Below are 14,659 nucleotides of genomic sequence, written 5' to 3' on the forward strand. Positions count from 1 at the left end.
AATGTTGGCTATAGTTAGGTTGTTACCGTTACCCTAGCTATTTATTGGACGTTATTAATTACTATGTTTAACCAATCCGGCGTTTAAGACCTGTCATCTGCAAGATACGGGTGGCAATCTCTTCAACAGACATCTCGGATACATCAAGGCTTGGAATGCCTTGCGAGGTATAAATCCCTTGTATTGCACGCTGCTCTTGCTGACATTGCTGATAGCTTGAATAACGACTACCTGCGCGTCGTTCTTGGCGGATCTTCACCAAGCGATCTGTATCGATAATCAAACCAAATAGCTTATGTTTATGCTCACGTAAGGCTTTGGGCAGGTTATTGTCGTTTAAATCTTCTTCAGTTAAAGGATAGTTTGCCGCCCGAATACCAAATTGTAGCGCCAAATATAATGACGTTGGCGTTTTACCAGAGCGCGAAACGCCGATAAGAATAATATCTGCCGCATGGTAATGGCGGGTGCGTGCCCCATCATCATTGTCTAAAGCAAAATGCACGGCATCGATACGCTCTTTATAAGTCTCAGAATCAACGTTATCATGGGCATGACCCGAATGTCCGTCCGGCTCGACACCCGTCTCTTCCGCTACCCGACCGATTAAGCCTTCATACATATCCAAGTTACAGCTATGTGCTGAGTTAATTTTTTCGCGAATCTCGGGGCTGACAATCGTATCGAATACCAATGGCAATAAACCATCGCGTTGATACGCAGTATTGATTTGTTCAACCGCATCTTCGGCACGCTCTAAGCTATCGACATAAGGCAATACTCGAGTCTCAAAAGGCACAGAGGCAAACTGACTTAAAATAGCACGTCCGAGAGTTTCGGCAGTGATTGCCGTGCCATCAGAGATAAAAAAGGCGGTTCTGATATTTTGGTCGTTATCTACTTGCAATGCTTGTTTGTTTTGAATAGTCGGATTGGCTGCTTCGGGCGGATTGTTTGCGAACATAACGTGAACACCTTTGTTAAAACGTTAAAACATCAATAGTCGCTTTTGCTTAGCGCTGAAAAATCTTTAATCGGCTCTTGCTAGCCATTTATGGCAACTTCTAATAAAAACTTATCGTAAAATTTTTTTTATGATATTTATTTGTCATGCTATTTAATAGTCATTGGCTGTTAAATAGCGCTTAATTAGTATAAGCGCGTTTAGCACAATCTATGCGCTATATTATACGCATAATAGCCGTTCAATAGAAATCAATGTTACAGGCGTACACTTAAAAGCTATCATAAAAGCCAGCATCAAAATAAAGCTCACTTTTAAATCTATCATTAAACACTTTAGCAATGCTTTAAGAGTTATCCAGAATTTAACAGTTATATAGTCACCTATATGTAAAAGAAAAATAGAGACACAAATTTTAAGGCTATTTTATGACAGCCTTAAGTTAATTTCGGCTACTTTATCTAATATTAGTGCTTATAAATGAACTAATAGAACCTATCATACCTACATTTTTATTATATTCTAGCAGGCAAATATTATGTTCTTGGCGCGCAAATATGTAGCAATCCCCACAATTTGTATCTTTTTGACGAATTTTTTGGTTCTAGGTATCGAAATTATCCAAATATAGGGGTATAATCGACCATTATAATCTTTACTAAATAACCTTATTTTCTGGAGTTATCATGGCAGCGCAATCTACAGCACTTGTAATCAATCTTGATCAGCTAGGAAAAGATGACATTGATATGGTTGGCGGCAAGAATGCCTCGCTTGGCGAGATGATCAGCCATCTATCTGATTTGGGTGTCAGCGTTCCAGGTGGCTTTGCGACCACTTCAAATGCGTTCAATCGTTTTTTGACAGAAACAGGCTTACTAGACAAAATCAACAACGAGCTTAAAGCGCTTGATGTTAATGATGTCAACAAGCTTGCCGAAACGGGTAAAAAAATCCGTACGTGGATCATTGAGCAAGAGCTGCCAAGTGACCTTGAGCAAGAAGTGCGTCAGTCATTTGAAACCATGAGTGGCGGCGAAGACATCGCGGTTGCGGTACGTTCTTCTGCGACTGCTGAAGATTTGCCAGATGCTTCATTTGCTGGTCAGCAAGAAACTTTCTTGAACATTCGCGGCATTGATAACGTCCTAATTGCGATTAAAGAAGTATTTGCGTCTCTATATAACGACCGTGCTATCTCTTATCGTGTGCATAAAGGTTTTGAGCATGAAGGTGTTGCCCTATCTGCTGCTGTACAGCGTATGGTTCGTTCAGAAACTGGCGCTGCCGGCGTTATGTTCACCCTAGATACCGAAAGTGGTTTTGATCAAGTGGTCTTTATCACCTCAAGCTACGGTCTAGGTGAAATGGTTGTGCAAGGCGCGGTCAACCCAGATGAGTTCTATGTATCGAAAAAATTACTTGCTAATGGTAAACCGGCGATTATCCGTCGCAACCTAGGTAGCAAGCATAAGAAAATGATTTACGGTGATGAAGGTAGCACCACTAAATCTGTAAAAATCATTGATGTTGAAAAAGAAGAGCGCATGCAGTTCTCTTTATCAACTGAAGAGCTGAATTCACTTGCCAAACAAGCGATGACCATTGAAAAGCATTATGGTCAAGCGATGGATATCGAGTGGGCAAAAGACGGCGATACCAATGAAATTTTTATCGTACAAGCACGTCCAGAAACCGTTAAGAGCCGCCAAGACAGCAATGTCATGGAACGTTATATCATCAATACTGGTGATGCTAAAATCCTATGCGAAGGTCGTTCAATCGGTCAACGTATTGGTGCTGGTAAAGTACGTATCGTTAGCAACTTAAACGAGATGGACAAAGTACAAGATGGCGACGTATTAGTATCAGATATGACGGATCCAGATTGGGAACCAGTAATGAAGCGCGCTTCTGCTATCATAACCAACCGTGGTGGTCGTACCTGTCATGCTGCTATTATCGCTCGTGAGCTTGGTGTTCCAGCTATCGTTGGTTGTGGTAACGCCACTGAGTTATTGGTTGACGGTCAAGACGTCACCGTTTCTTGTGCTGAAGGTGATACTGGCTTTATTTATGAAGGTCAGATTGATTTTGAAGTACAGACCAACTCTGTTGAATCTATGCCAGAGCTTGCATTCAAAGTAATGATGAACGTTGGTAACCCAGATCGCGCCTTCTCATTTACCCAAATGCCAAACGAAGGTATCGGTCTTGCGCGTCTTGAGTTTATTATCAACCGTATGATTGGTGTGCATCCAAAAGCGCTACTTAACATGAACAGCTTACCACGTGAAATCGCCCAAGCTATTAATGAGCGTATCGCCGGTTATGCTTCACCAGTTGATTTCTATGTTGACAAATTGGTCGAAGGTATCTCAACCCTGGCTGTAGCCTTTATGGACCAGCCTGTTATCGTTCGTATGTCTGATTTTAAATCAAACGAATACGCTAACTTGCTTGGTGGTAAGTTATACGAGCCATCAGAAGAAAACCCAATGCTTGGTTTCCGTGGTGCGAGTCGCTACGTCTCTGATAACTTCCGTGACTGCTTCGAGCTTGAGTGTAAAGCACTAAAACGCGTCCGTGATGAGATGGGTCTGACTCACGTCGAGATTATGATTCCATTCGTTCGTACCGTTGGCGAAGCCAAAGAAGTCATCGAGCTACTTGAGAAAAATGGTCTAAAACGTGGTGAAAATGGTCTGCGCGTCATCATGATGTGTGAGTTACCAACCAACGCCTTACTAGCAGAAGAGTTCCTAGAGCACTTCGATGGTTTCTCGATCGGTTCAAACGATTTGACTCAGTTAACGCTTGGTCTAGATCGTGACTCAGGTATCGTCTCACATCTATTTGATGAGCGTGATCCTGCGGTTAAGAAACTATTATCTATGGCGATTGAAGCTTGTAATAAAGCGGGTAAATACATTGGTATTTGTGGTCAAGGTCCATCAGATCACCCAGATCTTGCTTACTGGCTCATGGAACAAGGTATCGACTCAGTGTCATTAAACCCTGACTCAGTATTAGATACTTGGTTCTTCTTAGCCGGTGAAGAAGCGAAGTAAGCCGTAACGTTCAGTCACAGCGTTAACTCACATTGTCATGTAAAATATAATCATTAGGGTCTATTTGATTTTTTCAAATAGACCCTAATATAATGTATTACCAAAAGTGACTTAAAAGCCGTTTTTTAAAGATAGCTTTTTAAAAACAGTGACTTAAGATATGACTAACTATGTAGGCAATTATGCAGATTTTCCTTGCTCGAAATAACGTACAAGCCGGTCCATACACCTTGGATCAGCTCAATATTATGCTCACTTCTGGCGAAGTCGTATTAGATGATTTGATATGGCATGAAGGCTTAGATCAGTGGCAGCGTGTTGGTAATTTAACCAACAACCAGCCTTACTACCGTCCTGCTCCTATACTGTCGGCAGATAATAACGATTCTATTATTAATAATGTCACTATCTTTCCAGAAGATTCTGCTAGCAGCACGGGTCAAGATAATAAAACTGTATCGCTAGACAGATTATACGGCAAGCCTGAACGTCCGGCAGAAAATGCTAAAAATAGCAAAGTAGACATGACAACCAATCGTCAATACAAGCCAACTGGCAATGTCTCATTAAATAAATCTAGTATGACTAATGCCACCTCAGCAAAAGATAAAGTCGTAGGTAATGTCGTCCTTGCGCCTATTATGTCACGGGTATTGGCGACGGCACTTAATGCTCTACTATATTTATTAGCGATTTTTCCGCTAGTCATGGCATTAACCAAAATGGATGTGGATTATACCAAGTTTCAAAATATCCAAGATATGGATGCCGCTTATCAGTACTCAATGACGCTGATGGAAAGTATTCCAAGCAGCACCTTGATGATGTCACAAGTGATGGTATTTGGTTTATTTGCGCTGCAACTAGTGTTTATCACCTTGCGTGGGCAATCACTTGGTAAGCTGATTACCGGTATTCGCGTCGTTGATCAAACGACCCATCGTCTGCCATCTTTTACCAAGCTTATCGGCATGCGTACCCTGCTACTGTTTATTATTTATAACTTATTGTTCTCATTTACCAGCTTTTTAGGCTTTGTGGTCATTATTGTTCATTATTATATGGCATCAAAAAGCCCTGAAAATATCGGTTGGCATGACAAACTTGCTAAAACCTTGGTGGTAAAAGCGGATAGCAGCCAATTAATCAAACAGCCAAAAGTAAAATAATTAACTTAATAATTAATTTATAGCCTTGTTATAAACAGATTATTATAAATATCATAAAGTTATATTAAAAAGTGGCGTTTAGGCGCCACTTTTTATTAGTAGAGCAGTATTTGCTGCTTTTATTGTTTATTAACAGCCGCTTAGTGATTAACCTTTGTGTTAAGCACTGAGTACTGTTATAATACGGCGCTTTATAAACTAAGCTTATCCCCTATTGTTTTTCTGTAAAATCCGATAAAATTTGGGCTTACCTTATAAATCTCCTTGCTATTAACATAGGGTTAATAGCTACTAATCCGTAAGGAGTCATAATGCGACATTACGAACTGGTGTTACTTGTACACCCAGACCAAAGCGACCAAGTGGTCGGCATGGTTGAACGCTATATCAAGTTGGTTCAAGACAACGGCGGTGCAATCCATCGTCTAGAAGATTGGGGCCGCCGTCAACTGGCTTACCCAATCAACAAGATTCATAAAGCTCATTACGTTCTTTTCAACATTGAAACTGACGGTGAAACTTTAGCTGAACTTGAAGAATTATTCCGTTATAACGACGCGATCATTCGTAGTCTAGTTATGCGCCGTGACGATGCTGTCACTGAAGAGTCGCAGTTAGCCAAGAATGCCGATGAAAAACGCGCACGCAAAGCAACTACTCGTCGTCCTGACAGTCGTGAAAACGACAGTGACGACAACGACCACAGTGAAGACTAATTAAAGGAGAATACTCATGGCACGTTTCTATCGCCGTCGCAAATTCTGCCGTTTCACTGCTGAAGGCATCACTCACATCGATTATAAAGATGTTGAATTGCTAAAACAGTACATCAGTGATAATGGTAAAATCGTACCAAGCCGCATTACCGGTACATCTACTAAGTATCAGCGTCAACTAGCGACTGCTATCAAGCAAGCTCGTTATTTATCGCTACTTCCATACACTGATAACCATCAGGGTTAACCGTTAACTTTAACTAGGAATGACTCATGCAAATTATTTTGTTACAGCGTATCGTCAACCTTGGTAAACTCGGTGAAACTGTCGATGTGAAACCAGGTTACGGACGTAACTTTCTTATCCCTTTGGGTAAAGCACTACCTGCTACTGCAGCTAACATTGAAAAGTTCGAAGCACGTCGTGCTGAGCTTGAAGCTGAAGAAGCAAAAGAAGTAGCTGTTGCTCAAGAACGTGCTGACGCATTAACTGACGTTAATGTTATCATGCGCGCTAAATCAGGTGACGAAGGCAAGCTATTCGGCTCTATCGGTACTCGCGATATCGCTGAAGCATTGACTAACTCAGGTCTAGAAGTTGACCGTGCTGAAATCAAGCTACCTGAAGGCACTTTACGTCAAGTTGGCGAATATAATGTTGATATTCAGCTACACCACGACGTTACTGCTAGTATCTTAGTAACCATTCTTTCAGAAGATGGCGACACTCAAGATTCAGCAGAAGAAGTTGAAGACGAGAACGAAGATTACTCTGAAGAGTAATATTTAGTACGAGTCTAAAGAAAAGCCAGTAACGTCATGTTGCTGGCTTTTTTGTGTTTTGAATCTCGCCAAGCTGAATCTGATAAACTATTTAATAAAAACTTACAATGATATCTGAGAGCAATAATTGGTAATAAAATACCCATACAATCTATACTTAATAATAAACTACTGCTTATAAAGTCACCTTTAATATCAACATCTTAATTGCTATCCTATACCTATATAAATGTATAACTACGGATAAAATGGGACGCTATGATAAATACTGATGACAAATTAATCTGTATCCAAGGTAATGAATTTTACTCAGAAGGTAAGGTATATACCGTTGGTAGAATCGTGAATAATAAATACTTTCAGTTGCTGACTGGTAGTAATGATGACCATTGGTACGCAACTTTAGATGACGAAGGTATTTATGTTAGCTTTGATTCTATGAGTGCAGCAGATAATAAAGCTTGGTTTGATAAGATTGCTTAGGCAGTTTTTATTTATGTATTGATGACAGACATATAATTATGAAAGATAAATTAGAAAATACCTTATTTCAAGAAACTGGCCATTATAAATGGTCAGTTTTTTTTGGTTAAAAATCTAGTTGAGAATGCTCTAAATAATTGACGGGTCGTGGCCATTCAACGGCTTTCTTCGGCACTTCTTGTCCAGCAACTATCATACTAGCAGCATTTATCCAACCTGCATGACCGACGACCAATATTGGTCTATGACTGCTGTTTTGTCTAGCAATCTCATTTATCCAACTTTCCACACGCTCAAATAACTGCTGTAAACTTTCGCCGTGCTTAGGTGCAAAATCAGCAAAGTTATTACACCAGTCATCAATTTCTTGTTTTGGTATTTGTGCCCAAGGCTGAGCATCCCAGTTACCAAAATCAATCTCTGCAAGCTCAGGGGCGACATGATATTGAAAGCCTTGCTTCGCTAGCATCTCACCCACTTTTAAGGAGCGCTGTAACGGGCTGACCCAAATGAATTTTGGTAATTGATGCAGACGCACAAAGCGCTGTATTTTATTAGCAAGGCGTTTTATTTTGCGTTTATCGACACTGATATCCGTCTGTCCGACACAAAACCCATTGGCCGCAATGGGCTTTGGATGCCGCCAAATATGAAAAATCATTTGCTGTTACTATCCTGTTTTGACCATCACTTTTATATCAGATAAACGGTATAGATATAGAGGCAGCAAGTCCGATATAAATGGCAATCTCACTCAGCTGCTGCGTGGCACCTAATCCATCACCCGTATAACCCTCTAAACGTCTACGTAATAAACGGCGCATATAGTCTGTAGCTATGAGGCCTAATAATAAAGCCAATAGCCATTGCCAGATACCAATTTGCTGCACGGTAGCAGGAAACAGGAGCAGGACGAGTACGCCAGCCAATAGCAACCACCCACTACTCAATATTCCTTGAAAGGGCGTCAGCTGCTGCGCCATCGGTTTGGCCTTGGCATGCTCAATCTCACCGCCATAAGGCAATAGCGCCAGTAAGTTAATACATAATAAGCGTGAGGCGGTATGACCAATAATCAGCGCCACAATAGCCACCGATAGTGGCATGGCAGTCAGTAAACTGATTTTGATAAGTAACGCGCATACCAACCCTAGTACACCATAAGTTCCTAAACGTGAGTCTTTCATAATGGTTAAAGTACGCTCGCGGGTCAGACCACCGCCTAAACCATCGCAACTATCAGCAAGTCCATCTTCATGGAAAGCGCCAGTGAGCCTAATCCCAAAAGCGGTACTTATCACTGCTGCTACCAAGGGCGTAAATAAGATACTGCCTAGCCAAAATACGCCAGCGCAGAGCAGCCCAATCAATAAACCTACTCCAGGAAAATGACGGCTGCTCTGGTGCAACCACTGCGGATCATAATTGACAAATTGCGGTACGGGCAAGCGCGTCAAAAACTGTACCGCCACCAATAATAGACGCCATTCATGCTTTATAAATTGACCAACCCTTGGTTTAGACGATGATTGCTGTGGCGGCTCTAGTTGATTTAATGGGTTTTTTGATGGCTTTTTTGATAATTGTGACATTAGCTATTTTGTCCACTGATACCGGCATCATTAAAACTTGCCATCTCATTTATAATGGCACAAGCTGACTGTAATAGTGGATACGCCAGTGCTGCACCGCTGCCCTCGCCTAGGCGCATACCCATATTAAGTAATGGCTCAGCATTAAGAAGCTTTAATAAATGCGCATGCCCTGGTTCAACCGAGTGATGGGCAAAGATAGCATATTGAGCAACACCGGGCGCTAGACGCTCAGCCGCCAACAACGCGCTACTGGCAATAAAGCCATCAATCAATAAAATACGCCGCTCACTAGCAGCTTGAATCAGTGCCCCTGCCATCATAGCAATCTCAAGCCCGCCTAATGCTGCAAGTACATCGAGCGGCGCTTGCGCTTCACTATGCCGCGCTAATACTTGCGTTAAAATACTTGCCTTGTGTTGTAATCCTGCATCGTCAAGACCGGTGCCGCGACCGATGCAATCATTAATCGGTATATCGCCCAACCTTGCCAGCAATAAACTGGCAGCGGACGTATTACCGATGCCCATCTCCCCAACAATCAGTAGATTGCCTGCCATGTTCTTAACCACGTTCATGCCGTTCTCTAAGGCAGCTAAGCATTCTGCTGTAGTCATCGCAGGCTCAGTTAGCGCATCACGGCTACCGTGACGGACTTTATAATTGAGCAATTGAGCATTAGGTGCAAAGTCAGCGTCGACACCAGCATCGACTACTTTCAGATCAATGTTATGCTGACGCGCTAAGACATTAATGGCAGCGCCGCCTTGCAAGAAGTTGTAAACCATTTGCGCAGTAACTGCACTTGGGAACGCGGATGTACCATGCTTGGTTAGACCATGGTCGGCGGCAAATACTCGAATTTGAGGCTGATTAATATGCGGCGCGGTCGTACCTTGAATCATACCCAACTGCACAGCAAGCATCTCTAAGCGTCCAAGGGCGCCAAGCGGCTTGGTCTTTTGATCGATGATTTGCTGCAACTGCTGACGCAGCTCGTTATTTTCTATATTTGCAATCGTAGGAGCTATAAATGTCTTCAAGGAAACCACCGTAATTTTTATACAGATAAAACAAAACCCACATATTAGAGCGTGGGTTTTACCATTCTTTGAGCGCTTTTTTACTTTAAAGTAGCGGCTATGAATTCAAATAATGCTTAGCTATGTACTCACAACCACAGCTTAAATTTACTCTGCCAAGAGTTTTGCTAGCAACTCATTTATCTCGACTTTAAACTCTCTGTCTTCGATTTTATTAGCGCTGATTTTAGCATTCTCTAGGTTTTTGATGGCAGCATCGGTTTGACCCAATTCGATTTGCAGCTCAGCCATAGAAAAAGCAATCGATGACAAATGGTCTTTTGAATTAATCGCCGCGGCTTTATCTAACGCCTTTTGATAGATAACCAGCGCTTCATCCAAATCCTCGGTAAAGTCAGCCAGTGTCTCCCACTGTTCAGGATGGTCTTTATCGCTTTTTTCATTTTCGATGCAAAGATCTTTTAACTGTGCATATAGAGCATCAAAGGTTTTTTGATCATTTTTACTGTCCGCTTCTAGCAGTTTTTCTGCTAAAACATATATGGATTTATATATTTTGGTATTAATCATAATGGGTGACCTTGTTTGGTTGCGCGTCAAATATGTTAGATGGTGTTGATTATAGACTAATTTGTATAAATAGCTCATAGAAAAGGGCGTGATATCACATCACACCCTTTTACTCTATCTCGCTATCAACCTAAGCACCTAGTATAGCTAATTAAATAGAAGTATTTATTCAGCAGCGATAACGGTAATCTCGACCAATAACTCAGGACGGGCCAGCGCAGACTCACCACAAGCTCGCGCTGGTGGCTGGACGCCTTCGAACCATTTATCCCACACTTCATTCATCGCGGCAAAATCTGACATGCTTTTTAGCCAAACGGTTGCTGATAGAAGCTTTGATTTATCGCTGCCCACTTCCTCTAACAGTGCTTGTATTTTCTCTAAACACGTCAAGGTTTGGGCTTTGATATCATCTTCGCCATTACCCACTTGACCAGATAGATAGATAGTCTGATTATGAATCACAATTTGACTCATACGTTGATTACTATGGAGCTTTTGCATGGATTATTATCCTTAATTTTTTAATGCTCTTAAAGACATGAGCTTTCAAATATATAAACGGCTCATGTTTTATTAAACAGCGCTTAACAAGAACTTAGCGAGAAAAACGCTCTGCACTAAAGGGCTTAATATCGACTAATAACGGCTTGTCATGAATCATCTCTTCGACCAGACGACCTGTCATTGGCCCCAAGGTGAAACCCTGATGGCTATGACCAAAGGCAAACCATAATTTATCATGCTGAGGCGCATGACCGATGACTGGCTTCATGTCAGGCATACAAGGACGTGAGCCTGCCCATGCTTCACTCTCAACGGCATCTTCTAGCGGGAGAATTTTGCGCGCAAGTTTTAATACGGTATTTAATTGACCAAAGTTCTTTGGCGCATCCATCGTGGTCATCTCAGCACCGGTGGTAATGCGGATACCTTGTTGCATTGGCCCCATCACGAAGCCTTTATCCATATCAAACATACTATGATGAATGGTATTTTTTTCATTCACTTTAAAGTGCTGATGATAGCCGCGCATCGGGAACAACGGCAAATCATAACCAAGTGGTTTGATTAAATCATTAGACCAAGGTCCAGCGGCAATGACTAACTTGTCACTGTAATAAGTGTCATTGTCGGTAATGACTTTCCAGCCACCTTCCTCTTGCACAATTTCATTTACGCCGCTTTCTTTAATGATACCGCCCATTTCTTGAAAGTTTTTTGCGTATGATTTAACCAATAAGCTTGGGTTTGACACCTGCCAAGAGTTGAGCCAATGAATCGCGCCTACGAACTCGTCAAAATTGGCACTAGGCTCCATTACTTTTAATTCATCTACTGTCAATACATTGTGCTCAACGCCCTGATTGCGTGCATCAATAGCGGCAGCAATGGCTTCTTTAAAAGTCTCTTCAGAGCGATGCAGCTGCAACCAACCATCACGCGTAATCAATTCATCAGCACCAGAAGCTTCAATCATGGTTTGGTGCTCACTGGTACAATGCTCAATCAGCGTCTGCCACTCGGCTTCTATTTTTTTGACCGAGGCTGGCGTAGAGTATTTCCAGTACTGCAATAGCGCCTGATGATAGCGCAAGATTGCTGGAATACGATAGCGAATATCGGTGCCTTGATTCGGCAGTACGCGTATCATTTCAGATAGATGACGTGGAAACGGATGGGTATGAATCGCCTCGCGTTGAATCAAACCGGCATTGCCGTATGAAGTCTCAGAGCCCGGTAGTTTTTTGTCCAAAAGTAAAACTTGAGCGTTATTTTTTTGTAGATGCCAAGCAACTGAGGTGCCGACCATACCTGCACCGATAACGATCACTTCATAGCGCATAAAATGTCCTTTTTTAAGATCTTAATACAGAATATCAAATATGAGAAATAACAGATAAGGGAGTAATAGTAACGCATTGCGCGCCAGATTAAACCCTTATGATATAAATATTTTTTCTATTCAATACTTTTGGTTATGCGTTTAAGTGGAAGGTATTTTTGATAGGAATAATGAAGATGTGATTAATAAAAAACGCATGTTTTGAATAAATAAAATATCATGAATCAATCACCACCAAATCGGATCCTCACTCTCTAGCGTTTCTAAAAAACTTTTGCTGGTCTCGACCGTCAGCTTATCAGGAGGCAGCTCAGCGATAAACCGTGACGGCTTATCAAAATATCCTGAATAGCTTGAAAAATAATCGGGCGCAGTTAAAAACAATCTACTTTTAGCACGGCTACAAGCGACATAAAAAAGCTTACGTTCTTCTTCTAACTCTTCAAAATCACTGAGTGAGCGATAGTGCGGCGTCATACCATCGACGAGAGAATTGACAAACACCACTGGCCATTCAAGGCCTTTGGCACTATGAATGGTCGAGATAGTTACCTTATCTTTATCGTCATCTTCTGGTTTATCCGTAGTCGCCACTGAATCATTAGGCGGATCGAGGGCAAGATTTTCTAAGAACTTATCGAGACTGTCGTACTCTGTCGCTAGGTTTTTTAACACACGGAAATCTTCACTGCGTTCGCGCCAATTCTCTTCAATCGTTTTTAAAACTGGAATATAAAACTCGAGAATCAGTTCAATCACCATTTCGACCGATTCTGCCTGACTGGCTTTAATTAAAGTCGCGTGCAATGACTTAAGATGAGGGCTTTTTTTCGCAAATGACGGTGCTAATAAAGGCTCGAAAGTGTTGTTATTCAGATTTCTATCGGCATTAATTGCTTGGGTCAAGCGCGTCGCCGTCACCGCCCCCACCCCTTTAAACAAGGTCAAAATACGGTGCCATGCAATCGTATCATTCGGGTTATAGAGTATTTTGACAAATGCTAAGACGTCTTTGATATGGCGTCTTTCAATAAAGCGGATACCGCCTACGACAATAAATGGAATATTGCGCTCCATAAATTCAAGCTGAACGTAGTTAGATTGAAAGGACGTTCGGCACAAGACGGCAAAATCTTGATAATCATAGTCCGGTTTTAATTCAATGATTTTGTCGGCAATATATTTTGCCTCTTTCGTTTCGTCACTGAGACGGCGAAAGACCGGCTTTGTGCCTTCTATTGACACGCCGGAGTACAGCTGCTTTTGATAACCTAAAGTGATTTGAGCCGATAAAGCATTGATATAATCTAAAACTGCTGGCGTACTGCGATAATTTTGCTCTAGCTTAATCAGTTTTGCTTCAGGATAACTTTCACCAAACAATAAGATATTTTCATAATTGGCGCCGCGAAAAGCATAGATGCTTTGGTTATCATCACCAACCACCATCAGCGACACTGACGCAGGCGCACAGATAAGGTCGATCAGCTCTTTCTGCGGGATATTGGTGTCTTGATATTCATCGACCATGATATAACGATGTTGCTTTTGTAGTAGCTGTCGAAAGGTGTCATTGTGCTTTAGATGCCGTACCACTTGGCTGATGATGTCATCGAAATCGTATAAATGATTGGCGCGTTTATATTCATGAAAGTCGACGGCCAATTGCTCAATAATTGGAATATGCACGGCGATATCAGGATAACTGCTTTCGATTAAATCGCGAATATGAATACGACGGTTTCTAGAGGTTGAAAAGATATTTTGCAACGTTTTTTTGCGCGGAAATGCCTGATTGGTTATTTTGGTCGGATACTTCTTTTCTTTATGAATCAAATCAATAGCATCTTCGCTGTCACCGGTATCTAAAATAGTAAAGCGCGGGTTGATACCAAGCAGTCCAGAATATTGGCGTAATAACATGTTGCAAAAAGAGTGAAAAGTGCCGCTAGTGATATCGTTTAGCGCCTTGCCATTTATGTGGTCATTGTTTAACAGACGGCTTGCCAGTAAAGTTCTAGCCCGACTTTTAATCTCATTAGCCGCTTTACGGGTAAAGGTTAATAGCAAAATCTCTTTTGGCGCTACTCCGTTTTCTATCAGATAGCTGGTTCTATAAGTCAACGTTTTGGTTTTGCCAGAACCCGCACCGGCGATGACCAGCACCTTGCCTTCAGTTGTGGTCGCAGCCAATAGCTGATTGGGGTTCAGCTCACTGGCGTAATCCACTTGCAAACCTAAATCACTGGCGAGCCTTTGCTCTAATATTTCAGTATCCACATTTATCAAATTGGCCTCGAGCTTTTTAATCGCCTGCTCAAGCCGCCTAAGCTTGGGTTTCATATCAATGAAATTTTGCGGATAATTATAATGGTGGGTAGCAAAAATGGTGGTCATTATTAACAATTGCCCTCGGTATGGT

14 protein-coding genes are annotated in these 14,659 nt (G+C 41.7%); 6 read left to right on the forward strand and 8 right to left on the reverse strand.

The genetic code is table 11. From position 1 onward, the window contains the following. Window positions 1-67 precede the first annotated feature (67 nt). Window positions 68-964 carry a pyruvate, water dikinase regulatory protein gene (locus JMW39_RS01475; protein WP_227679121.1) on the reverse strand — a complete coding sequence of 299 codons (897 nt, stop codon included), beginning with the start codon at window positions 962-964 and terminating at the stop codon, window positions 68-70. A gap of 686 nt (window positions 965-1,650) precedes the next feature. Here JMW39_RS01475 and ppsA point away from each other — a divergent pair. The 6 genes from ppsA (at window position 1,651) to JMW39_RS01505 (ending at window position 7,186) form a co-directional block, all read left to right on the forward strand. After that, on the forward strand, window positions 1,651-4,035 hold the full coding sequence (gene ppsA / locus JMW39_RS01480) for a phosphoenolpyruvate synthase (protein ID WP_201543153.1): 2,385 nt from the start codon (window positions 1,651-1,653) through the stop codon (window positions 4,033-4,035). A gap of 182 nt (window positions 4,036-4,217) precedes the next feature. After that, window positions 4,218-5,204 carry an RDD family protein gene (locus tag JMW39_RS01485; RefSeq protein WP_227679123.1) on the forward strand — a complete coding sequence of 329 codons (987 nt, stop codon included), beginning with the start codon at window positions 4,218-4,220 and terminating at the stop codon, window positions 5,202-5,204. A gap of 311 nt (window positions 5,205-5,515) precedes the next feature. Further along, window positions 5,516-5,920 (forward strand): 30S ribosomal protein S6, encoded by a 405-nt coding sequence (gene rpsF, locus JMW39_RS01490; RefSeq protein ID WP_149489873.1) that lies wholly within the window; start codon window positions 5,516-5,518, stop codon window positions 5,918-5,920. A 16-nt stretch (window positions 5,921-5,936) separates the two neighbouring features. Continuing rightward, window positions 5,937-6,167, forward strand: coding sequence for a 30S ribosomal protein S18 (gene rpsR / locus JMW39_RS01495; protein WP_010198808.1), 231 nt, complete (start codon window positions 5,937-5,939; stop codon window positions 6,165-6,167). A 26-nt stretch (window positions 6,168-6,193) separates the two neighbouring features. Continuing rightward, entirely contained in the window at window positions 6,194-6,703 is a 510-nt protein-coding gene (gene rplI, locus JMW39_RS01500) for a 50S ribosomal protein L9 (RefSeq protein WP_201543154.1), read from the forward strand. Between the two features lie 258 nt (window positions 6,704-6,961). After that, on the forward strand, window positions 6,962-7,186 hold the full coding sequence (locus JMW39_RS01505) for a hypothetical protein (protein ID WP_201543155.1): 225 nt from the start codon (window positions 6,962-6,964) through the stop codon (window positions 7,184-7,186). A gap of 106 nt (window positions 7,187-7,292) precedes the next feature. Here JMW39_RS01505 and JMW39_RS01510 read toward each other — a convergent pair whose 3' ends face one another. The 7 genes from JMW39_RS01510 to JMW39_RS01540 all read right to left on the reverse strand — a co-directional run bounded on the left by JMW39_RS01510 (window position 7,293) and on the right by JMW39_RS01540 (window position 14,637). Next, entirely contained in the window at window positions 7,293-7,847 is a 555-nt protein-coding gene (locus JMW39_RS01510) for a histidine phosphatase family protein (RefSeq protein WP_201543156.1), read from the reverse strand. A gap of 37 nt (window positions 7,848-7,884) precedes the next feature. Further along, window positions 7,885-8,778 (reverse strand): adenosylcobinamide-GDP ribazoletransferase, encoded by an 894-nt coding sequence (cobS, locus tag JMW39_RS01515; protein WP_201543157.1) that lies wholly within the window; start codon window positions 8,776-8,778, stop codon window positions 7,885-7,887. Then, the gene (gene cobT, locus JMW39_RS01520; protein WP_201543158.1) at window positions 8,778-9,821 is read right to left on the reverse strand and encodes a nicotinate-nucleotide--dimethylbenzimidazole phosphoribosyltransferase; all 1,044 of its coding nucleotides are present in this window, start codon (window positions 9,819-9,821) and stop codon (window positions 8,778-8,780) included. Before cobT ends, cobS begins: the two co-directional genes overlap by 1 nt. Window positions 9,822-9,968: 147 nt before the next feature. Continuing rightward, window positions 9,969-10,391, reverse strand: a complete 423-nt coding sequence (locus JMW39_RS01525) for a tetratricopeptide repeat protein (RefSeq protein ID WP_201543159.1) — start codon at window positions 10,389-10,391, stop codon at window positions 9,969-9,971. 165 nt (window positions 10,392-10,556) lie between these two features. After that, window positions 10,557-10,895, reverse strand: coding sequence for a RidA family protein (locus JMW39_RS01530; RefSeq protein ID WP_201543160.1), 339 nt, complete (start codon window positions 10,893-10,895; stop codon window positions 10,557-10,559). Between the two features lie 94 nt (window positions 10,896-10,989). Continuing rightward, window positions 10,990-12,237, reverse strand: a complete 1,248-nt coding sequence (locus JMW39_RS01535; protein ID WP_201543161.1) for an NAD(P)/FAD-dependent oxidoreductase — start codon at window positions 12,235-12,237, stop codon at window positions 10,990-10,992. Between the two features lie 228 nt (window positions 12,238-12,465). Further along, window positions 12,466-14,637, reverse strand: coding sequence for an ATP-dependent helicase (locus tag JMW39_RS01540; protein ID WP_201543513.1), 2,172 nt, complete (start codon window positions 14,635-14,637; stop codon window positions 12,466-12,468). Window positions 14,638-14,659: the final 22 nt, after the last annotated feature.

The organism is Psychrobacter immobilis, assembly GCF_904846175.1.
Classification (GTDB): Bacteria; Pseudomonadota; Gammaproteobacteria; order Pseudomonadales; family Moraxellaceae; genus Psychrobacter; species Psychrobacter immobilis_E.